This is a genomic window from Nocardioides anomalus, assembly GCF_011046535.1.
Taxonomy (GTDB): domain Bacteria; phylum Actinomycetota; class Actinomycetes; order Propionibacteriales; family Nocardioidaceae; genus Nocardioides; species Nocardioides anomalus.
The window spans coordinates 3,546,231-3,568,715 of record NZ_CP049257.1 but is presented as its reverse complement, the minus strand read 5'-3'; the positions used below and the strand labels follow the sequence as shown (position 1 = coordinate 3,568,715).

The following is a 22,485-nucleotide window of genomic DNA, read 5'->3' as shown; positions in this document are numbered from 1 at the left end:
GGTGAGTGGGTGAGCGCTGCCCCCTTCGACGCCGGCCAGCCCCCGCGGGGGCCGACGACCACGCGCTGGCCGCGTGGCTGGCCGAGACCGCCGGCCACAGGCTCCTCCAGGTGCGCGAGGAGGGGCTCGAGGGTCGCGAGCTGAAGGACGCCGGCGACCGGGCCGCGCACGAGCTGCTCATGGAGCTGCTGGCCGAGCACCGGCCCGGCGACGCGGTGCTGTCGGAGGAGGGCAAGGACGACAAGGTCCGCCTCGAGCGCGACCGGGTCTGGATCGTCGACCCGCTCGACGGCACCCGCGAGTTCTCCGAGCCGCCCCGCGAGGACTGGGCCGTCCACGTCGCGCTCTGGCAGGACGGCGACCTGACCGCCGGCGCCGTCGCCCTCCCCGCCGTCGGCCGCACGTACTCGACCGCGGACGCGCCCGTCGTACCTCCGGCCAGCGCGGAGCGCCCGCGCATCGCCGTGTCCCGCAGCCGCCCGCCGGCCTTCACCGACGGCCTGGTCGCCGCGCTCGGCGGCGAGACCGTGGCCATGGGCTCGGCCGGCTTCAAGGTGATCTCGGTGGTCCGCGACGTCACCGACGCCTACGTCCACGCCGGCGGCCAGTACGAGTGGGACTCCGCCGCCCCCGTCGCCGTCGCCCGCGCCGCCGGGCTGTTCACCTCGCGCATCGACGGCTCGCCGCTGCGCTACAACCAGGACGACGTCTACCTGCCCGACCTCATCGTCTGCCGCCCCGAGCTCTCCGAGCAGATCCTGGCCCACCTGGCCGAGCACGGCTGGGAGTGATCGAGCACGTCCTGCTCGACGCCGACGGCGTCCTGCAGTTCCTCCCGGGCTCCTGGCTCGACTCGCTGCGCCCCTACCTCGGCGAGCGCACCGACGTCTTCACCGACGGCACCTGGCACGACGACCTGGCCGCCCTGCGCGGTGAGACCGACTTCTTCGCGACCCTGGCCGCCGGCCTCACCGCGGGCGGCCTGCCGACGAGCGTCGCCGACCTGCGCCCCGCCGTCTGGCACAGCATCGGGCTCGTCCCGCAGACGATCGCGCTGGTCCGCGAGCTCCGGGCGGCCGGGTACGGCGTGCACCTGGGCAGCAACCAGGAGCAGCACCGCGCCGCCTTCATGCGCACCGTGCTCGGCTACGACCAGGTCTTCGACGTCTCCTGCTACTCCTGCGACCTCGGGGTGACCAAGCCCGACCCGGCCTTCTTCACCGAGGCCGCCGCCCGCATCGGCGCCGCGCCCGAGACGATCCTGTTCGTCGACGACACCGAGGCCAACGTCCACGGCGCCCGCGCGGCCGGCCTGGCCGCCGAGCACTGGTGGCTGCGCCTCGGGCGGCCCGACCGGGACCTGCCCCGGCTCGTGGACCTGCTCGCCCGGCATGGGGTCCGGGCCGCAGGTCGTTGAGCCGGGGCAGGAGTCAGTAGGCGCCGCGGTGCAGCAGCACCGCGCCGACCGTGCGCCACGCGATCATGAGGTCGAGCCGCCAGGACCAGTTGTCGACGTACTGCAGGTCGAGTCGCACGGTCTGCTCCCACGGCAGGTCCGATCGGCCGGACACCTGCCACAGGCCGGTGAGGCCCGGCTTCACGACGAGTCTCCGCCTGAGGTCCTCCGGGTAGGCAGCGACCTCGTTGGGCAGGGCGGGACGAGGCCCGATCAGGGACATCTCGCCGCGCAGCACGTTGATCAGCTGGGGCAGCTCGTCGACGGAGTACTTGCGCAGGAGGGCGCCGAGCCGGGTGATGCGAGGATCGCGGCGCATCTTGAAGAGCACACCCTCGCGGTCGGCTTCGTTGTCCGCGCACAGCTCGGCCACGATGCGGTCAGCGTCCTCCCGCATGGTCCGCAGCTTGTAGACGGTGAAGAGCCGTCCGTGGTGCCCGACCCGCACCTGCTTGAAGAGCGCCGGTCCGGGGGAGTCGCGGCGGATCATCACGGCGAGCGAGAGCAGCAGCGGTCCGAGCAGCAGCAGCAGCGCCGCCGCGGTCACCCGGTCCACGAGGGCCTTGACGGTCTGCCCAGGACCCGTGATGGACGCGGGACGCACGCGGACCAGGTGGAGGCCACCGACCTCTTCGGCGGTGAGGCGTCGGGGGGCTACGTCGCGGAGCCCGGAGTGCACGAGCAGCTCGGTCCGGGTGTCCTGGAGCCAGGCACCCCACCTCCGGAGCTCGGCGTGCCCGATCTCCGGGCCGGGCGCCACCACGACAGCGTCGGCCCGGTGTGCGCGGACGACCTCGACCAGGTCCTGGGTCCCCACCCAGACGTCCAGGTCCGCGTGGGTCAGGAGCGCGTCGTCGAGGTCGCTCGACCTCCGACCGTGCAGGCACAGGGCGACCGGGTCCAGGCCCCGCCCGCGCCGGCCGCTGCGCAGCTCGCTGAACACCCGGGCGGCGCCCGAGGGGTCTCCCACGACGACGACGCGCAGCGGCGCGCTGACTGTCAGCCGGCGGACGAGGAGCCGGAGCACCGTCGAGCTGGCGGGTGTCAGGGCCGCAACGAGGAGACCGTCGCCGGGCGAGGCGTCGAGGAGGTGGGTGGGGATGGCCGGCGACAGGGCGACCGCGATCCAGGCGCCGATACCGATGCCGAGGGAGGCGCGGAGCAGGGCGCCGGACCGGAGCCCGACGCCGCCGTCAGCGGCGTAACCGCCACACAGAGCGACGATCAGGGGCCAACCGATCAGCAGGACGGCGGATGCCGGTGCGGACCAGGACGACCCGGCCGCGGTGCTGACGGCCACGGTGATGGACACGGCGACCAGGTCCGCGACGAGGAGGAAGCCGCCGATCATGGTCCGGTGCCCGTGAGGGCGGCCGGTGAGGGCACGGCGGCCCGTCGACACCACCGGTGCGCTGTGCGGTATGTCGGTCGCCGTCATGACTGTGCCTCCCCCCGGAGAACTGGAATCTGCTCAACCTAGGAACCTGGGCGGCCAGGTTCATCACTCTTTTCGGGCATGTCCGGACCCACCTCTCGCCGCGGCCTCGGTCGCCCGGCGCAGCGAGCGCGGCTCAGGGGACCGGTTCCGACATCGCCTCGAGCACCTCGACCTGGGTGGCCCTCGAGTTGATCGACTGGACCTCCTGGTATGCCGCCACTGCGGCGATCTGGGAGCTGACGTCCAGCTTGCGCAAGATGGCCTTCACCTGGCTGCGCACCGTGGCCTCGGCGACCTCCGAGCGCTCTGCGATGCTCCGCACGGGCACCCCCTGGTGCAGCTGGTGCAGCACCTGCTCCTCACGCCCGGTCAGTGTCTGCAACCGGTGCGTCAGCTCACGGCGACGCTGTGCGTAGCTCTGCCAGGCACGCAGGAGCTCACGGGGTGGACCCGGCGTCGACGCGGACCCGGAGCCGAGCCGCACCACGGCGTCGCACACGGTGTCCAGGTCGGTGTCGGTGTGCAGGACGAGCGTTGCCCCGCTCTCGTACAGGGCCCCCCAGACCGGTCCGCGAGGAGCGCCGGCCAGGACGAGCCACGGCACCGGCAGCCCGGCCACCAGCGTCCGCGCGGCCATGACCCGACCCCACCGGTCCAGGTCGCTCAGGAGGACGGCCACCTGGGGGGTGTGGGCCGACCCCTCCCGGCTGCGTGGTCGCAGGCGCGGTCGCAGGTCGGTCGAGTCGTCGACGGCCGCAGGCCAGCTGAGCGTGACGCAGCCGTGACCACGCTCGTGCAGTGCCCGGCGCACCGACTCGGCGACCAGGCTCTGGTCCGACGCGACCCCCACCTGCGGAAGTCGACCCGGACGCCGTGGGTCGACGCTGTGACGTCCCGGAGACATACCGGTGCCGTCCTTCCTGGTGGGGTCGCAAGAGGGTGCTTCAACCCGATCGTGGACGGCGGGCGGGACCGGTACCTGCGGCCGCTGCGGACTCCCCTGAAATTGGTGATCGCGCGGCTGACATTTCTCCCGGGACCAAATGGCCCGAACGGGTCATACGTGCCCCCAACCTTTGGTATACGGTCCACCTCGATCCCCCAACGAAACGCACCAAGAAGCCTCTGCAGCACGACGTGCTGGCCCTCGCGGACCAGCGCCCGGCCGCGGCGGATCCTGTCTCACCGCAGACCCGCAGATGCGGGTGTCGAGAGCAGGTCTCGCCACGACGCAGAGGTTCTGACGAACAGATTCGTGGGGGGTCTGGAGCATGTGGGGTCAACGCACGCACCGCGGGTGGCGATGGGCAGCGGGCACCGCAGCCGTCGCACTCGCGCCGGTCGTGCCGGTGCTCATGGTCACCCTGACCTCGACACGGCCGGCCGAGGTGCTCCGCTCCTCGCAGCTCCTGACCTCTGCCGTCGTGCTCGGTGCCGCCGTCTTCGTGTACTTCCACTGGCGGGTCATCGGCCGCGGCGCACGCGGAGGGAGGACGCGCCGGCACGCGGGCTGGCTCACCGCTGGTCTCTTCTGCGCCGCCGTCCAGGGCCTCGTCGTGGCGGCCGTCGTCGGGCAGGTGCCGACGCGCGTGAACGCTCTGCCGGTCCTCGCCGAGCTGGCGACACTGACGGTGCTCGCCGGACTGATCGGCGTGGCCCGGCGCGCCGCTCCCCCGGAGACCCCGCGGTCCTCGGCGCCGGCGTCGGGATGCTGCTCGCCCTGGGGACGTGCATCGTGAGCACGACGGTCGAGCCGCTCCCGGTCGGTCCGCTGATGGCCGCGGCGCTCAACACCTCGGTCGTCGTCGCGGCGCTGGTGGCGGCCTGGGTGCTCATCCACAGCCGCGGCGTGACGTGGTGGGCGCGAGGTCGGCTGGTCGTCGCTCTGCTGCTCATGGCTGTGGCCAACTGGATCGCGGACGTGGCCGGTGGCGGCATGGCCACCGCGGCGCTCGCGGGTGTGCTCAGCATGGAGAGCGCGCTGGTCCTCTGCGTGATGGCTCAGTCCCTCCTCCGGCGTTCGATGCTCGCTCACGAACGTGAGGTCCAGGAGCTCCACGAGACCCTGGCCGAAGCCCGCGTCGCCATCAGGCACGAGCGGGAGCTCCTGCACGAGGTCGGGTCGACGGTCGCGGGCATCACCAGCGCGACCAACCTGATGGGCGCTGACCAGAGCCTCCCGCTCGACCGTCGTCAGCGGCTGCAGCACCTGGTCGACCTCGAGCTCGCGCGACTCGAGCGCCTGATGATGTGCCGAGCGGAGGCGGTCGTCACGACCACCGGTCCTGTGCGGGCCGAGGCGGCCGGCGTCGACCTCGACGAGATCGTCGAGCGCCTCGTGACGAGTCACCGGCTCCGTGGGCTCACGGTGCACTGGACGCCCCGGGGCCTGAGGTGCGCAGCGGACCCGGATGACTTCGCCCAGGTGATCAACATCCTCCTCGAGAACGCACGCCGGCACGGTGGTGGACAGGTGGAGCTGGACTCCCTGGACGACGACGACTGGGTCGTCGTGACCTGCTCCGACCACGGTCCTGGCGTGGACGAGGCGGTCCGGGCCCGCATCTTCGAGTCCGGCGTGCGGGCCAGCGCGTCACCCGGACAAGGTCTGGGGCTCGGCATCGCCCGGCGCCTCGTCGAGCAGTGCGGCGGGGACCTGGTCCTCGCCGACGCAGTGTCACCCGGTGCGACGTTCGTCGCCCGTCTACCCAAGAAGGAGATGTCCCGTGTCGCAGCCCACGGCGCGTAGCGACCTGCGCATCGTCATCCTCGAGGACCACGTCCTCTTCGCCGAGTCGTTGGAACTGGCGCTGACCATCGAGGGCTACGACGTGCGGCGAGCCGAGGTGCCGACCCTCGAGCACCGGCCCGGGGCTCTGCTGTCCTGGACCGTTCGTCAGCGACCACGTGTCGCCCTGCTCGACCTCGACCTGGGTGGCTTCGGGGCGGGCGAACGGCTGGTCGCTCCTCTGGCCCGTGAGGGGATCAACGTCGTGGTCGTCACGGGCTCGGTCGACCGCGCGCGCTGGGGGGAGGCGGTCCGGCTGGGAGCCCGCAAGGTGCTGGCGAAGTCGCGGCCCCTCAACGACATCCTGGGCACGGTGCGCAGGATCAACCAGGGCCTCCAGGTCATGGCCCCGGACGAGCGTGAGCAGCTCCTCGACGCGTGGGCCACAGAGCGCTCCCACCTCGTCGACCTGCGTCGCAAGCTGGACCTCCTGACGGGCCGGGAACGTGAGGTGCTGGCTCACCTGATGAAGGGCCGCACGGTCCGGGAGATCGCCACGCTCGGCGTCGTCTCCGAGGCGACGGTGCGGACCCAGGTCAAGGCGATCCTCGCCAAGCTCGACGTCACCTCGCAGATCGCCGCCGTCGGCCTCGCGCACCAGGTCGGGTGGCGGCCACCGGTCATCGCCGCCTGAGCCGACCAGCCGCACACTGCGCCACCTGCCCGGGCCGGTAGCGCAGTGTGCGTGGCTCGTCCGCCGGTCGAGCTCACCCGTCCTGTCGGAGCAGGACCGTCCACATGGTCGCCGACCCGGAGGCGGCGTCGGAGGTGGCGGTGAGCCCTCCGTAGGGGCCAGCGCCGACAGGCCCGCCGGAGTCGGCCAGAACGCTGCACACTCGTCCGGAGTTGGTGCCGCACGCAGCCTGACGGAGGGTCACACCGGCTGGCAAGGTGAACCCCGTCGTGGCGGACGACTTGTCGGCCCAGTAGGACAGGGCCACGTCGCCGGCTCCGGCGGTCAGCGTCGGGGTGGTGTGCCCAACGCGGGTCACGGTCTCGGCCTGGTCCGCGACCTGGGGGTCAAGCATGTCGCCGCGGTAGGCCGCGAGGGTGAGGGTGTACTTCGCCGCGGCGTCCATCGCGAACCGAACGGTGCGGCCGGCGTCGTCGCTGGTGGCCACCTTGGTGAGGAGAACCGTCTGCATGCTGCCGGACGTGGCGCGGTCCAGGAGCGTCCAGCCGGTGACGCCCGACGGCGTACCGGTGGCGACCGTCGCCGAGTTCAGGCTGAGCGCGAGGACCAGTCGGTCGCCGCTCCGCACGCTGGCCGGGACCGTCGTGTTCGGTGTGGCCACGTTGCCTTGGTTGACGGTCGAGTCCACATGGGTGATCGCGACTGGGGCCGCGGGCCGGGCCGAGCGCGTCGAGTCCGCCCTGCCCCCGTCGTTGTCCTCGACGCGGAGTGCGACGTCGTAGGCCCCGCCGGTGTCGAAGGTGTGCGTCACGACCGCGCCCGATGTCGTGTCGGTCGCGCCGTCCCCGAAGTCCCAGCGGTAGGAGACCAAGGAGCCGTCGGGATCGCTCGAGGCCGACCCGTCGAAGGTGCACGCGAGGTAGTCGCAGCTCACCGTGAAGGTGGCAGTCGGCAACGCGTTGGTGCGGACCACGTTCACGGCCGTCACGAGCGAGCCGGTCGTGCCCTCGTCGTCGGTGACGGTGAGGGTCACGTCACGGGTGCCGGAGGAGACGAAGTCGTGGCGGACCGTGCGGCCCGAGGCGGTCTGCCCGTCCCCGAAGTCCCAGCTGTACGCCGTCACCGACCCGTCGGCGTCGCCGGAGGCGCTCGCGTCGAAGTCGCAGACCGCGCCATCGCAGGCTGTCGTGAAGGAGGCGGTCGGTGCCTGGTTCTGCTCGACAGTCCGGAGCACGATCGAGCTCATGGTCGCCGTGGCGTTCGCGGAGTCGGCGGTCGCCGTCTCTCCGCCGTGGTCACCCGTCGGGACGGCTGACCCCGAGTCGGCCAGCACACTGCAGATGTGACCGCTGCCGGTGCCGCACAACGCCTGCCGCCCGGTGCTGCTGTTCGGCAGGGTGAATCCGGTCGTCGCCGAGGACTTGTCGGCCCAGTACGAGACGATCCACGAACCGGCCGGCGCCGAGACGCCGGGCGTGGTGTGCGCGGAGCGGGTGACCGTCTCGGCGAGCGTGGTCGCCGCCAGGGGCTGGTTCCGGACGCCGGAGTACGCCGCCACCGTCATCGTGTACTTCGTCGCTGCATCGAGGGTGACGCCGATCCGTCGCCCCCCGTCTCCCGCGGCCGCGACCTTGGTGTAGAGACGGGTCTGCATGCTGCCGCTGGCTGTCGTGGACAGCGGGGTCCAACCGGTGACGCCGGTCGGGTCGGACACGACCCGGTTGGCCACGTTCAGGGTCAGTGCCATCAGCAACCGGTCGCCGGCCGAGACCGTCGTCGGCGTGGTGACGCTGAGGGTGCTGGCGTTGCCCTGGCTCGCGGCTCCGCCCACGTAGGAGACCGTGCTGGCCGACGGCGCCGCCACGACGACCTGGGTGGACGTGGCGGTGTCCGTCGCCTGGGCGTCGTCGGTGACGGTGAGCGTCACCGCGTAGGAGCCAGGGCCGGCGAAGGCGTGTTGGGCGGTCGTCCCCGAGTCCGTCGTCCCGTCGCCGAAGTCCCAGGCGTAGGTCTCGACGGTGCCGTCCTCGTCGTCCGAGCCCGAGGCGTCGAAGGTGCACACCAGGTAGTCGCAGCCGACGGTGAAGGACGCGGTCGGGGCGACGTTCGGCTTGGTGACGACGACCTGTTGCGTCACCGAGGACGAGAGCCCGCCGTCATCGGTGACGGTGAGGGTCGCGGTGTAGGTCCCCGAGGCGAGGAAGTCGTGGCGCGGCGCAACCCCTCCGGCCCCCTCGCCGTCGCTGAAGCTCCACTCGAAGGACTGGACCGTGCCGTCGGCATCTCCCGAGCTCGACGCGTCGAAGTCGCAGACCGTCCCGTCGCAGTCCACGCTGAAGGCCGCGGTGGGCGCCGTGTTGGGCAGCACCGACGCGAGGAAGACGGCTCGGCCTCGCCAGTCCGTGGTGGCGTCCGCGACCGACGAGGCCCCGCTGGGAGCACCGGCGACGAAGGGGATCTTGAGCAGCTGACCGTTGCTCGCGTTGACGACGTACAGCGTGCTGCCGTCGAGGAACATCCCACGGGTCGAGCTCCACGCGATGTTGCCACCGCTGGCGGTGTACTCGACGCCGCCGACCACGCCGCTGTCGGGCGCGAACCACCGCCAGTAGAGCGTGTTCTGACCGCTGCGCGTGTAGTAGATGCGGCCACCGGAGTAGAACATCCCGGTGATCGAGCTCAACTGGGTGTACCAGGTGGGCAGGACCCCGGCATAGGTCTGGCCGACCGGGCCACTTCCGGTCAGGACGCTGCTCCAGAGCGGGTCGAGGTAGGGGTTCACGGCGCTGGCCGGGCCGAAGGCGGTGCCGTCGAAGCTGCGGCGGTACAGCATCCCGTCGCTCTGGCCGTAGAAGAGGGTCCGGCCGATCATCACCGCGTTGCGGACGTTCGCCCAGTCGAACCCGGGGGTGCTCGCAAGCGCCTGGCCCGTGACCGTCGTCGCGTCGAACCGCACGACGTTGGCGACGTCGGTCGCGCCGGAGACGGCGGTGTTGACGATCTCGACCGCATTGATCTCGGGGTCACCGATCGACCGGGTGAAGTCGATGTTGACGGTGCCGTCGCTGGTGAGGTCGAACGACTTCACGGTTCCCTTGTTGACGCCGGGATCGACGTTGGGGTCGTAGAGGGCCAGCTTGCTGACTCCGTCGACGAGCACGTTGAAGCGGCGCGTCGAGGTGGAGCGGCTCGCGAAGTAGAGCCGCACCTGGACGCTCGACCCGGCCGCCACAGGGAACGCCCACTGCATGTCGGTGCCGCCGGAGGGGTCGTACCGCTCCGAGGACCAGACCCCCAGCGGCGTGCTGGCCGGCACGTTGACCAGGCTCGTGGACGTGAGAGCGCTCCGGCTCGCCGTCGCGCTACCCGTGTTGTGCCACGCGCTGGTCGTGGTGTTGTCCGCGGACCAGTCCGGTCCACTGTCCACCGACGCGACGGCAGGTCCGCCGGCGTTGACGCGGTACAGGACGTTGGAGGCGGAGAGCGGGGCGCCGACGTAGACGTTGCCCGGGAGCGCACCGGTGGTGGTCGGCGCGGTGTCGTAGCCCTCGGAGTAGGGGAAGAAGGCGATGCGTGGTCGCTGGTAGAGGTTGTCGCCGATGAACTCGGTGTCGCTCAGCACCCACACGCCGGTCTGGGTCTCGTAGATCTCGTAGGCGGCCTCACCGCGTGGGTTGCGGCCCGGGTTCCACCGCAGCGGGACACCGGACTGCGGGTCGAGCGCGGAGAGCCCGGGGCGCGGGACTGCTCCCTGGGCGGCGCGGTCCGATCCGCTGGGGTTGTTCATCCAGCGGTTGTGCCCGCCGACGTAGACCGCGGCCTGGGTCACCTCGACGCCCCACAGCGTGTCGCCTCCCGAGGTGTTGGTCCAGGTGGGAGTCAGGGAGGTCCCCGTCGCGTAGGTCTCGAAGCGTGCTGCGGTGTCGCACAGCGTGCCGGTGTGCGGGCCGCCGGTGGTGGCCACCACGAAGAAGGACCCGTCGGGCGACATCTCGACGTCGCGCATGTAGCTGTCGAAGGCGTTCGGCGAACAGATCGGCGTGTAGGCGGTCGTGTACCAGTCCGTCGACACCGTGGCCGTCGGTCCGGAGAGGTCGATCATCACGATCTGGTCGCGCGACAGGCCGTCCACCGTGCGGAAGTTGCCGACGACGACCATCCGGTCGCCGCTGGGGGTGAGCCCCGATTCACGTGGTCCGATCGGCGCCTTCGCGCCGGTCCCCGTGTTGTGGTTCTGGGCGACCGTGAGGTCCATGAAGGGGTCGAGCGCGCCCGTGGTGGCGTTGAGCGTGGCCAGTTGGCCGTGGTTGGCGCCGGCGATCTTGGTGAAGAAGCCACCGATGAACAGGCGGTTGCCGGGCAGGAGCTCCATCGTCTCGATGCCGCCGCTGGTCGAGGGGGCCTTGAACGACGTGACGGCTTGTCCGGTGTTGACGTTGAGCAGCTGGAGGTGGTTCGGGCCCTTGCCGTTGATCTTCGTGAAGTCGCCCGCGACGTAGACGGTGTCTGGCGTCGGTCCAGGCAGCAGTTGCTGGACCTGGCCGTCCACCGTCGGGTTGAAGGTCTGGCTCACCAACCCGGTCGCTGCGTCGAAGACGAAGAGGTTCTGCCGGCTGTACGCCGTGCCGTTGCGCGGGTCCTGCACCTGCGTGAAGAGCCCGCCGGCCACCATCTTGTCGCCGACCTGGACGATCTTGGTGACCTCTCCGTCGCGCACCCACGGTGTCTTGGTCGTCGGCACCTCGCCGGGCATGCGGCTGGCCGTCGGCCCCGCGACCGCCGCCGCTGCAGCGACGGGGGCGGCGGCCTGGGCAGAGGGTGCGACGAGCACCGCGGTCGGTACGGCGAGTGCGATTCCCGAGAGCAGCGTGAGTAGCCGGCGTGGACGCACGGGGGTCTCCTTGGTTCCGCCCGGAACCGCCGCCACGCGGTGGTCCCGGTGCCCGAACAGGCACCGCAGGCGTGCGGCACCTCTACGGTCAAGGCAAGACCAGTGCGACCGCCGTGTGACGGTCCCGGTCCTGCGGTCCCCTCTATTGGGGAGTCGGGGCGCCGACCCTGTTGAGCGCTTCCTGGCGGGGGGGCCCGCCAGCCGCCAGGGCGGTAGGCAGGATCTTCGACCTGGGCGGGCGTCGACGCGCCGAAGGCCGGCAGGCCGGTCGAGCGTCGCAGCACGCCCCACACCAGCGGCACCAGCACGAGCACGGCGACCCCGACGGCGGCGACGAGCATCGGGTGGGTGTCGTCCTCGCCGGCGCCGAGGGGTGCCCACCCGGCCTTGTCGAGCAGGGCCACGCCCGACATGGTCAGCACGACCACGATGCCACGGCGGACGAACGACTGCGGCACGCGCGGCGCGATCGTGCTCCCGAGAACCGTGCCCGGGACCGACCCGAGCACGAGCGGTACGAGGATCGCCCAGTCGAGCCCGTGCAGGGCGATGTTGGAGACTGCGGCAGCGAAGACCAGGGGAACCGCCTGCACCAGGTCGGTGCCGACGAGGCGGATCGCCGACAGGCCCGGGTAGATCAACAGCAGCGCGATCATGATCACCGAGCCGGAACCGACGCTGGTCACTCCGACGAGCAGACCGCCCAGTGCGCCGACCAGCACGGTGGGCAGTGGCCGTACCGCGGGGTGGTCGTCCTCGGTGTGGCGGCCCGAGCGCATCACTCGCAGGTTGAGGTAGAGCCGCAGCGCGTACGTGACCGCGGCGAACAGCAGCGCCACCCCGATCGACATCTTCAGCACCTCGTCGAGCTCGCCGGGCGGCGCCAGCCAGTAGACGAGGTGCGGACCGAGCAGCGCCATCGGCACTGACCCGAGGACGAGCCACCCGGCCAGCCGGAGGTCTGGTGATCCCTCCCTCTTGTGGACGACCGCCCCTCCGGTCTTGTAGACGGCCGCGGCCGTCAGGTCGGCGGTCACCACCGACGCGGCGTCCCCGACACCCAGGAAGATGAGCGCAGGCGTCATCAACGCGCCGCCGCCCATCCCGGTCAACCCGACGACGATGCCGACGAAGAAGCCGGCGGCGACCACGGCGACGAAGGTGGTGGTCAGGAGGTGGTCCACGAGCCCCATGGGACGGCGACAGCCGCGGCTCGACGGCGTGCCGGCCGGGCGCTCACCGATTTCGGTGATACCTCCGGCGACGTCCGGTCGGGCGCTTGCCCACTCCCTACTTTCGCGGACTGTGGCCACAGGTTCGTGGCCCGGATGTTTCGGCGCATGCCGATGTGAGGGAGAGCAGGCATGAACGGTTCGCGAGCGCGGGTGTCCCAGGGGCTCAGCACTGCGGTGGTGACAGCAGTCGGAAGCCTGGTGGCGTGCCTCCTTGCCGTGCTCGGGGTGGCGGCCGCCTCTCCGGCCACCGCCGCGGACGTCATCACGTTCCGCGCTTCCGCGGAGGTCGCCTTCAACCAGACGACGGCCCGCGCCGTGATCCCCTCGTCAGTCCGTGAGGGCGACGGGCTGTTGCTGTTCGTCACCACCAACGTGGCGGTGTCCTCCGGCACGACCGCCCCGGCGGGGTGGACGCTCGAAGGCCGCCGGCTCTCCGGCAACGACACCGAGACGTCGTTCTACAGCAAGGTGGCGGTGGCGAACGACGCCGGCCGCAACGCGGCCCTGACCTTCCCGCAGACCGTCAAGGGCACACTCAACCTCCTCGCGTACGACGGCACCGGTGCTGACCCGGTCGCGACCTTCGCCTCGGCGGCCGAGACCACCAACCGCGCCGCCCACACGACCCCCGGCGCCAACGTCGCGGCCACCGGCTCCTACGTCGTGTCGTACTGGGCCGACAAGTCCTCGACCACGACGACCTGGACTCTCCCCAGCGCTCAGACCCGCCGCAGCGTTGCGGTCGGCACGGGGACCGGTCGGATCACCGCTGTCGCGTCCGACCCCGGTGTCGGCGCCACCGCGGGAGCAGCCGCCGGCGTGACCGCGACCAGTGACGGCTCCACCGCCAAGGCGACCATGTGGAGCATCGTGCTCCAGCCCGACGAGGCCGCCAGCCCGAACGTGGCCCCCGTGGCGTCGTTCGCTGTCAGCTGCCCGACAGCCACCTGCACGGTGGACGGCTCCGCGTCGAGCGACACCCCGCCCGGGAGCATCGCGTCGTACGCCTGGGACTTCGGTGACGGCACCACCGGCACCGGCGTCACGACGACGCACACCTACACCTCAGGCGGCGCCAAGACCGTCACGCTGATCGTCACGGACAACCAGGGCCTGGCGTCCGCGCCGGCCACCCGCACGGCGAGCCCGGTCATCAGCGCGCCGACCGGCGGGACCCAGCCCGTCCCGGGCCACACGCGGCTCGTGCCCGACGTGCCCCGCAACAACATGCCGCGCATCAGCACCGGCGAGATCTGGGACATCGAGGTCGTCCCGCAGCTCAACCGTGTCTTCATCGCCGGGAACTTCACGTCGATCCAGAACAACAACGGCACGAACACCACGACGTACAACCAGGCAGGTCTCGCGAGCTACAACTACCAGACCGGTCTGGTCGACGCGCAGTTCCGTCCCACCTTCAACGGCGGTGTCGCGGCGGTCGAGGCCAGCCCTGACGGGACCAAGCTCTTCGTGGCCGGATCGTTCAACACCGTCAACGGTGTGGCCAAGCAGAAGGTGGCCAGCCTCAACCTGACCACAGGTGCGCCGTTGACGACGTTCGGCTTCACCAACAGCACCAACAACCAGGTCCAGTCCTTGGCGGCGACCAACTCCACGCTCTACGTCGGCGGCCGCTTCACCCGCATCAACGGTGTCCAGAAGACCGGTCTCGCAGCCGTCGACGCCGCGTCCGGTGTCGTCGACACGGCGTTCGACAACAACCTCTCCGGCGGCATCGGCACCAATGGCCAGCTCGGCGTCCCGCAGCTCAAGCTGACCCACGACAACAGCAAGCTGCTCGTCGTCCACACCGGCCGACAGGTCGACGGCCAGGACCGGCTGGGGATGGCGATCATCGACACCGCCAGCAAGCAGCTCCTCCCGTGGCGCGCCCGGCTCTGGGACGAGAACCTGTCGCGGGTCGGCGGCGTCACGCGCATCTGCTGCGCGGACATCGCTCCTGATGACTCCTACTTCGTGGTCTCCAGCGGCTCGGGCGGTGACGCCCCGCCGATCAGCGACACCGCGGTGCGGTACGACCTCGACCAGGCCTCCCTGCAGAACGACGACGTCCAGCCGGTGTGGATCGAGCGTCAGTTCGACAGCATCTACTCGGTGGCGATCACCGAGAAGGCGGTGTACGTCGGCGGTCACTTCCAGTTCGTGGAGTCGCCGGAGTCGTGCCCGACCGAGCCCTGCTACCCGGGCCTGGAGAACGTGGGCTACGGCACGGGCCAGGGCCTTGCCGGCTACGGACTGGGCGACGCGGTCGTCCGGCGAGACCACCTCGCGGCCCTCGACCCCGCCACCGGCCGGGCGGCCGAGTGGAACCCGCTCGAGGGCTCGAACTCCTACGAGGGCAACAAGGCCATGGAGGCCACGTCCCGCGGTCTGTTCATCGGTGGTGACGGCATGCAGCAGGGTGGGGTCCGCACTGGGCGCGTCGCGTTCTACGACCTCAACAGCGTGGTCTCCCCAGCTGCGTTGCCCGACACCACGATCACGACCCCGATCGAGGGTCGTGTCGTGACCAACAACGTCCCCTTCGACATCACCGGAACGGCGCGGGTCGCGACCGGCTCGGTCGGTCGGGTCCAGGTGTCGGTCCGTGACCGCAACAGCGGTCAGTACCTGCAGGACAACGGCACCGCGTTCACGACGTTCGGGAACACCAGCAACACCCTGAACGCCACGCTCTCGGGCACGGGAACCACTCGCACCTGGAGCATCCCGGCGACCATCTCCTCCAACCGGAACCTCATCGTCACGGCGCAGGCGTTCACCGCAGCCACCGGAGGCACGGGGGACAGCACGTCGGCGACCAAGAAGTTCGAGTCGTTCAGCATCGACGACCAGACGCCGAGCACCGCCATCACAGGACCGAGCAACAGCATCCTGACGTCGTCGACCTTCACCATCACCGGGACGGCGACCGACGACAAGGGCATCAACTCGATCACGTTCTACTTCCGTGATGCTCAGGGTCGCTACCTGCAGAGCGACGGCACCGTCGACGACATCTACAACTCCTTCCGCGGCCAGCCCGACGTCATCGGCGCCACCAGCGCAACGTGGTCCTACGACGTCACGCTCCCGCACGACGGCGAGTGGATGGTCGGCGCCAACGCCGTGGACACCGCAGGCCAGTCCGATCTCCGAGCAGCCACCCGCACGTGGCGGATCGACCCGAACGCCGTGGCCCCCTCGGTCACCATCGAGCAGCCGGCTCCGATGACGCCACCGTTCGCGGTGCCTGCGGTCACGGTCGAGCCGGGTGGGCGCATGACGTTCTCCGGCACCGCCTCGGACGATGAGGGGTTGCGCGACGTGCAGATCTCCCTGCGCAACACCAGCACCGGAGAGGCCCTGGGAAGCGACTGCACGTGGGGTTCGGGCATCCAGGCCGGCCAGTGCCGCATCTCACCCGTCGACATCAACGGGTCCAACTACAACTGGACCTACACCACGCCCTTCAACCTGACGCCGGGCACGTACTCGTTCACGGTTCGCGCCAACGACGACGAGGAGCTCACCACCTCGTCGACGAACCAGGGTCGGCTGACGGTGAACGCTCAGTACGCCGGAGACCTCGCGCCGAACGCGACGATGGCCTTCACCGCCCCGACCGACAAGTCACTCACGATCGCCCTCTCCGGTGCGGCCACCGACGACATCGGTGTGACCAGCGTGAAGGTGTCGCTCCAGGACCGCGAGAGCGGCCGCTACCTGCAGGCCAACGGCACCATGAGCACGACGGTCGCCTGGCGTGACGCCACGCTCGGCACGCCGAACGGCACCGCGACCACCTGGTCACTGCCGTCGATCACGTTGCCCACCGGGGGTGACTGGCGGTTCACCGCGCTGGCCTACGACACCCGCAACCAGCAGGACCCGAGCGCCGCCACCGCGAGCTACGCGGTCTACCCGAACGACGGCCCGCCGACCCTCAACGAGACCCTCGCGCAGCCCGGGGCCGGCGCCGTCTTCAACGACGGCAAGATCGTGGTCAACGGCCGGGCGGAGGACGCTCCGGACAACAGCGCCAGCATCGCCAGCGTCCAGGTCGGGGTCGTCAACAGCGCCGGGCAGTGGATGGGCTCCAACGGGACCTTCACCAGCACCGCGGCGAGCTACCGCACGGCGTTCCTCAACAGCCCCGGGAGCACTGGTTCGAACTACTCCTACACCACGCCCGTGATCCCGGCGGGGACCTACTCGGTCCGAGTCCGCCCGGTCGACGTGCACAACCAGGTGGGCACCGAGAAGATCTCGGACGGCGTCGTCGTCAACCAGCCGACGAACAGCCCTCCGGTGCCGAGCTTCACCTACACCTGCAACCAGAACGTGTGCGAGTTCGACGGCCGGGCCTCGACCGACGAGAACCCGACCTCGCTGACCTACTCGTGGAGCTTCGGGACGCAGGGCTCGGCCTCGGGACCGCTGCCGACGAAGACCTTCACCGCTCCCGGCACCTTCCCCGTGACCCTGACGGTCAAGGACGAGTGGCAGGTGTCGGTCGCCTCGGCGCCGCAGAACGTGACGATCGCCGAGCCCACAGGGAACTCCGCTCCGGCCCCCACCTTCGTGCAGAGCTGCCAAGGCCTCACCTGCTCGGTGAGCAGCCAGGGCACGGTGGACCCGAATGCCGGTGACACGATCACCTACTCGTGGAACTGGGGGGACGGGACGACGCCGAGCACCGGAGCCTCGCCGGCCGCGCACGTCTATGCGGCGTCCGGGAGCTACACGATCACGCTGACGACCACCGACGGCTGGGGCAAGGCCGCCTCGACGACCCGTGCGGTCAGCCTCACCGAGCCGGCGGGCAACACGGCACCCAGCGTCACCTTCACCGCGAGCTGCACGTCGTTCACGACCTGTCAGTTCAACAGTGCTGGCACGACGGACGCCCAGGGCGATGCGCTGCGGTACGCGTGGAGCTTCGGTGACGGTGGGACCAGCACGTCGACGGCTCCATCGCGCACCTACAACACTCCGGGCAGCTACGCGGTGACCCTCACGGTGACCGATGTCTGGGGCAAGGCAGCCAGCTCGACCCAGACGGTGAACATCACAGAGCCGGTGACCAACACGAAGCCGACCGCGGTGATCGCCTCGGGAAGCTGCACCACCTTCACCACGTGCGCGATGAGCGGCGTGGGGAGCAGCGACCCCGACACTGCGGCTGGTGACGGTGTCCGCAACTACGTGTGGAGGTGGGACGACGGAACTCCCGACACCACGGGAACGACGGCGAGCCAGTCGCACGTGTACAACACGGCTGGCACCTACACCGTCACCCTCACGGTGCTGGACAAGTGGGGACGGGCCAGTGACCCGGTGACCTTCGCGGTGACCACGCTCGCCGAGCCCGCGGGCAACAACCCCCCGACGGCGACCTTCACCACCACGTGCAACGCGCGCAGTTGCGCGGTCAACAGCACCGGCACCAGCGATGCCGACGGCGGCATCCGCAGCTACTCGTGGAACTGGGGCGACGGGACGGCGGTCTCGACCGGAGCGAGCCCGGCGGCCCACCTCTACGCGGCGGCTGGTGGCTACACCATCACGTTGACGGTGACCGACAACTGGGGGAGGACGACCACGGTGACCCGCCAGGTCACGGTGGCCTAGCCGAGAGGCACGACTGCACCACTCACAGGACCGGCCCGCTCGAGGAATCGAGCGGGCCGGTCCTTGCGCGTGTGCAGCCACGCGCGACGGGTCCGTGACGGCTGTCGTGTCGCGCGGATGGTAGCGAGTCCGGCGACGGGCGTGGCGAGGTTGTCCGAAGTCGGCCGGAACGGACGAATCGTGCTCGTTCCGCTGCAACGAGGGCCGTGGATCGGCCACTCTCGGGAGGTCTGGCTCGGGGAGACCGGGGCGCGCGACCCGGCGATCGGGGCGCGCCCTGACGCAGCCCTACACGTCCCCCGCCCCCGACGGAGGTACCCCCGTGTCCCACCCCCAGTACGAGCCGAAGCACCGCCTCGAGACCAGCCTGATCGACGACGTGCACCTCGCCGAGGCCGCTGTGCGCGCGGTCGGGCGGCACTCGCGACCCGCCCCGACGCAGCTGGCGGCCGGAGGACGCGACGAGTGCGTCGCCACGGTCCACGACGTCGACTCTGCCCGATTCGGCCGCCGCGCCGTGATCGCCGCTGCCGCAGCCGCCGTGGTGGGTCTCGGTGGCGGCGCTGCTGCTGCTGCCGCCCCCGGGTCCAGGTGGCGGCCAGGCCCGCGCCGCCCGCCGGAGTGGGGTACCAAGCCGCCTCGTGGGCCCAAGCCGCCGACGCACCCGACCCCGACTCCGACGCCGACTCCGACGCCGGACCCCACGCCGAACCCGACCCCGGACCCGAGGCCGACCCAGGACCCGACGCAGGACCCGACCCAGGACCCGACCCAGGACCCGACCCAGGACCCGACACCCGTCCCGAACCCGCCGCCCACCGCCGCAGGCGCCCTCATCGGGATGAACGCGCCGCCGAGCGAGTGGGACATGCGGGCCCGTGAGGTGGGGCCCGGCCTCGGCGCGCGGCGGATCTTCGCCGATCTGTCTGCCGGGCCAGGGCACCAGATGAAGCTGGTCGAGCAGGCGCACGCAGCCGGGCTGCTCCCGGTGATCTCGTACAAGGTTGGAGGTGATGTCGCCGGGGCGGTCGCGGGACGCTACAACGGCGTTGCTGCAGAGGCGGCGGCCAGGCTCGCTTCCTACGGCCTGCCGACTGCGGTGACGTTCTGGCACGAGCCTTACAAGGACATGTCCGGAGCCGACTACGTCGCGGCGAGCAAGCAGCTGTTGCCTCAGTTCAAGCGGGGTGCGCTCAGGGTCGGACCCATCCTCAACGGCTGGTTGCTCAACAACCGGCTCGCGGAGTTCGCGCAGTTCGCGCCGAGGGAGATGTTCGCGCTCTGGGACTGGGTCGGCATCGACACCTACGAGGACGGTGCCACCAAGCCGGCGAGCCGGATCCCCCTGCTGCGGAACTTCATCCGTTCGAACGGTTCGGACCTCCCGATCGGGGTCGGGGAGTACAACGGCTTCAGCGCCGCGACCCTCGCCGAGATGGGTGAGATGTTGCTCAGCACCCCCAATGTCTGGTTCGGTTGTGTCTGGAACAACACGGGGGGCCTGGGGTCGACCTTGGACGGCGACCGCTTGGCCGCGTTCCGGCAGACGCTCACCGACCCCCGTTGTGCCGCGCCGCGCAAGGCGGGTTCGAGCTCCTAGCGAATTCCTCTTCGGAAAGGTTCACCCGACCTCATGACGCCCTTCACCCGCCGTGATGCCCTCCGACTCGGTGGCGTAGCCGGAGCCACAGCTCTTGGTGCGGCTGCCCTGGGGGGCGACCTGTCGGTCGCGGGAGCGGCGCGTGCTGAGGAGCTCAAGAAGCGCGTCCGCGCCCGGCTCGACAAGGTGACGTACCGGCGGGGCGAGAGGATGACCCTGACGGTCCGGGACAACCTCCCACGCGGACGGAGGATCAGCGTGAGGGACTCCTCCGGTCGCACGTGGACCCGCAGGCCTGACTCCGGAAAGCACAGGATCTACACCGCCAGGGCCGACGAGACAGGCCGCGGCACCGTCACGGTGGCGGCGATGTGGGACGACGGACGAGTCGTCCACAACCGGCGCTACCGCTACCAGGTGCACTACGAGATCTCCGGCCAGCAGGTCAACGGCTTCGGCAGCGGTGCGCTCATCGGGATGAACGCGCCGGCCGACGAGTGGGACCTGCGAGTCCGCGAGGTCGGCGCCGGGCTGGCCGCGCGCCGGATCTTCGCCGACCTCTCGGCCGGTGCCAACAGCCAGCTCGACCTCGTCGAGCGGGCCCACGCCGACGGCATGCTGCCGGTGATCTCCTACAAGGTCGGCGGCGACGCAGCAGGAGCGGCCAGTGGTCGCTTCGACGCCGCCGCCGAGCAGGCGGCCACCAAGCTGGCGTCCTACGGACTGCCGACGGCGGTGACCGTCTGGCACGAGCCGTACCCCGACATCTCCGGTGCGCAGTACGCCGCATTGAGCCGGCGGCTGCTGCCCATCTTCAGACGCGGTGAGGTCAAGGTCGGGCCCATCCTCAACGGGTGGCTGCTCGACCGGCAGACGACGACCTTCGCGTCGTACGCTCCCGATGACCTCTTCCGGACCTGGGACTGGTTCGGCATCGACACCTACGAGACCGGCACGGCGACCAATCCGAGCGCCTTCAAACCGGCCGACGCCATCCGCAAGATGTCCGCTTTCGTGACCTCACGCGGTTTCGACCTGCCGCTGGGGGTGGGTGAGTACAACGGGCAGAGCGGGGCGACCATCCTCGCCGCAGGCGACGCGCTGTTCACGACGCCGAACGTGTGGTTCGGCTGCCTGTGGAACCAGAACCTCGACTTCGCGACCGTGCTCACCGGTGATCGGCTCTCGGCGTTCCGCCAGACTCTCGCCGACCCTCGGAGGCGGGACCTGCGGATCGCCTGAGCGATCTCACTGCCCACCCAGGGCCTCGGAACGGGTCACCTCGGGCCTGTCCGAACGGTGCTGGTTGCTGCGGCGACGAACCGCCGAGGCGAAGGTGTCGAGGGACAACGCCTCGCGCCAGGACCACACCACCCGCAGGTACACCGCCGCCGCGAGCCCGACGAGGCCGAGGTCCAACGCTCGGGGCAGGTCCGTCAGGACTCCGACGACGTCCGCGGCACCGAAGCAGGCCAGTGCGACCGCGGCAACCCTGACCGCTGCGGTGGTCACGGGCCACATGCCCATCTGTCGACGCACGATGAGCAACGGCAACAGGTTGCGGACGACGATCGCCGCCGACCACGAGATCGCTGCTCCGCGTATCCCTTGAGCGGGGATGAGGACGAGGTTCAGTGCCACGTTGACGGCGAGCGCAACCGACGCGTTGCGCAGACTCACCCAGCTCCGTCCCGCCATCAACAGCACTGCGTCGACCGAACCGCATGCGGTCGCCAACAACATGGTCAACGCGAGGATGACCACGACGTCCGAAGCGACGTGGTAATCGCCTCCGAAGACGCCCATGACCGAAGGGGCGAAGCCTGCAAGCACGAGGTAGAGCGGCCAGGCGGCGATGACGCTCCACAGCGTCGCCGCCTGGTAGACCGAGTTGGCCGCACGCACCTCGCCCCGTGCGAAGAGCGCGGCGATCTGGGGGGACAAGGCCTGCTGGACCGACTGCACGAACAGCTGACCCACCACGATGAAGCGAGTCGCTGCGGTGTAGAGGGCTGCCTCGGCAGGTGAGGCCAGGGCGGCGACCAGGACGATGTCGGATCGCTTAAGGGCCGTCTGAGTCACCCGAGCGATCGCTCGCGGTGCGGTGTAGGTCCAGAACTCCCGGGCGACCGACCCCCAGGGCGTCGCCTCGTGCTCGGCCTCGAGGCCACTGCTCGTGCGTCTGACGAGCTGGCGGTGGAGCCAGGCCACGCCGGCGAGGAACCCGACGGCGTACGGCAGGGACCATGCCAGCGCCAGCGCGAGCGGCCCCCCGTCCGCCAGGAAGACCACCAGGACGGCGACCGCCTGGAGCCCGAGCCTGCCGATGTTGTCGACGATCACGGTGGGGCGCATCGAACCCGTTCCGCGAGTCGCGGCCATCACGAGGTCGTGCAGGGCAGCGACAGGCATGACGAGCGCGAGGGCGCGCAGCATGGTCGTCATCCACGCTGCGGCGCCGTCACCCGTCAGGTGCGGTGCGACGGCGGGAGCGGCGGCGTACACCGCAACGGACAGACTCAGCGCCAACCCGAGCACCGGCACCGCTGAGACGACCAGGGTTCGCCGGATGTCGCCAGCGCGTCCGGACGCGAGCTGTGCGGGAAGGCACTTGACCAGGCCGGTGTCGGTGCCGAGCAGCGCGAACGACTCGAGGATGAGGAAGGTCGACGTCGCGGCGAACAAGGTGCCGGCGAGCGAGGCGCTGAACCCGTTCGTGACGATGACGACGAGGGCGATGCCGGAGACCGCGCTGAAGGCGGCACCCACGACGCTCGCGCTCCCGCGCCGGGCGAGCCGCTGCAGGTGA

The 22,485-nt window shown here is 70.6% G+C and carries 13 protein-coding genes; 8 read left to right on the top strand and 5 right to left on the bottom strand.

Annotated features, from left to right (window positions below):
- Positions 1–5 precede the first annotated feature (5 nt).
- Both G5V58_RS17940 and G5V58_RS17935 read left to right on the top strand, forming a co-directional pair.
- Complete coding sequence (locus G5V58_RS17940) at positions 6–791, top strand: 3'(2'),5'-bisphosphate nucleotidase CysQ (protein WP_165235769.1); 786 nt, start codon at positions 6–8, stop codon at positions 789–791.
- Entirely contained in the window at positions 788–1,417 is a 630-nt protein-coding gene (locus G5V58_RS17935) for an HAD family hydrolase (protein ID WP_165235766.1), read from the top strand. Before G5V58_RS17940 ends, G5V58_RS17935 begins: the two co-directional genes overlap by 4 nt.
- A gap of 13 nt (positions 1,418–1,430) precedes the next feature.
- On the opposite strand, the gene G5V58_RS17930 is transcribed toward G5V58_RS17935, so the two are convergent.
- Positions 1,431–2,807 carry a sugar transferase gene (locus G5V58_RS17930; protein WP_165235763.1) on the bottom strand — a complete coding sequence of 459 codons (1,377 nt, stop codon included), beginning with the start codon at positions 2,805–2,807 and terminating at the stop codon, positions 1,431–1,433.
- 220 nt (positions 2,808–3,027) lie between these two features.
- Entirely contained in the window at positions 3,028–3,744 is a 717-nt protein-coding gene (locus tag G5V58_RS17925) for a LuxR C-terminal-related transcriptional regulator (RefSeq protein ID WP_165235760.1), read from the bottom strand.
- Positions 3,745–4,237: 493 nt separating this feature from the next.
- On the opposite strand from G5V58_RS17925, the gene G5V58_RS17920 reads away from it, so the two are divergent.
- The 3 genes from G5V58_RS17920 to G5V58_RS17910 are packed head-to-tail and all read left to right on the top strand — an operon-like array spanning position 4,238 to position 6,316.
- Positions 4,238–4,633 (top strand): hypothetical protein, encoded by a 396-nt coding sequence (locus G5V58_RS17920; protein WP_165235757.1) that lies wholly within the window; start codon positions 4,238–4,240, stop codon positions 4,631–4,633.
- Positions 4,630–5,643: a sensor histidine kinase gene (locus G5V58_RS17915; RefSeq protein WP_165235754.1), complete on the top strand. Its 1,014-nt coding sequence runs from the start codon at positions 4,630–4,632 to the stop codon at positions 5,641–5,643. Before G5V58_RS17920 ends, G5V58_RS17915 begins: the two co-directional genes overlap by 4 nt.
- Entirely contained in the window at positions 5,621–6,316 is a 696-nt protein-coding gene (locus G5V58_RS17910; protein ID WP_230486720.1) for a response regulator transcription factor, read from the top strand. The genes G5V58_RS17915 and G5V58_RS17910 overlap by 23 nt, the downstream gene beginning before the upstream one ends.
- A gap of 73 nt (positions 6,317–6,389) precedes the next feature.
- On the opposite strand, the gene G5V58_RS26095 is transcribed toward G5V58_RS17910, so the two are convergent.
- Positions 6,390–8,834 carry a PKD domain-containing protein gene (locus G5V58_RS26095; protein ID WP_230487373.1) on the bottom strand — a complete coding sequence of 815 codons (2,445 nt, stop codon included), beginning with the start codon at positions 8,832–8,834 and terminating at the stop codon, positions 6,390–6,392.
- Positions 8,835–10,885: 2,051 nt separating this feature from the next.
- Positions 10,886–12,391 carry a sulfite exporter TauE/SafE family protein gene (locus G5V58_RS26090; RefSeq protein ID WP_165235748.1) on the bottom strand — a complete coding sequence of 502 codons (1,506 nt, stop codon included), beginning with the start codon at positions 12,389–12,391 and terminating at the stop codon, positions 10,886–10,888.
- 276 nt (positions 12,392–12,667) lie between these two features.
- Between G5V58_RS26090 and G5V58_RS17895 the strand changes: the two genes are divergently transcribed.
- The 3 genes from G5V58_RS17895 (at position 12,668) to G5V58_RS17885 (ending at position 20,918) form a co-directional block, all read left to right on the top strand.
- A complete protein-coding gene (locus G5V58_RS17895; protein ID WP_165235745.1) occupies positions 12,668–18,076 on the top strand; it encodes a PKD domain-containing protein in 5,409 nt (1,802 codons plus the stop codon).
- A 322-nt stretch (positions 18,077–18,398) separates the two neighbouring features.
- Complete coding sequence (locus G5V58_RS17890; RefSeq protein WP_165235742.1) at positions 18,399–19,676, top strand: hypothetical protein; 1,278 nt, start codon at positions 18,399–18,401, stop codon at positions 19,674–19,676.
- 33 nt (positions 19,677–19,709) lie between these two features.
- Positions 19,710–20,918 carry a hypothetical protein gene (locus tag G5V58_RS17885; protein WP_165235739.1) on the top strand — a complete coding sequence of 403 codons (1,209 nt, stop codon included), beginning with the start codon at positions 19,710–19,712 and terminating at the stop codon, positions 20,916–20,918.
- Between the two features lie 6 nt (positions 20,919–20,924).
- Here the strand turns inward: G5V58_RS17885 and G5V58_RS17880 are convergent, their stop codons facing one another.
- Positions 20,925–22,445, bottom strand: a complete 1,521-nt coding sequence (locus G5V58_RS17880; protein ID WP_165235736.1) for an MATE family efflux transporter — start codon at positions 22,443–22,445, stop codon at positions 20,925–20,927.
- Positions 22,446–22,485: the final 40 nt, after the last annotated feature.

Coding starts and splice junctions, on each gene's coding strand:
- G5V58_RS17930 (WP_165235763.1), bottom strand. CDS start 2,807: ATGATCGGCGGCTTCCTCCTCGTCGCGGACCTGGTCGCCGTGTCCATC.
- G5V58_RS26095 (WP_230487373.1), bottom strand. CDS start 8,834: ATGTTCCTCGACGGCAGCACGCTGTACGTCGTCAACGCGAGCAACGGT.
- G5V58_RS17885 (WP_165235739.1), top strand. CDS start 19,710: ATGACGCCCTTCACCCGCCGTGATGCCCTCCGACTCGGTGGCGTAGCC.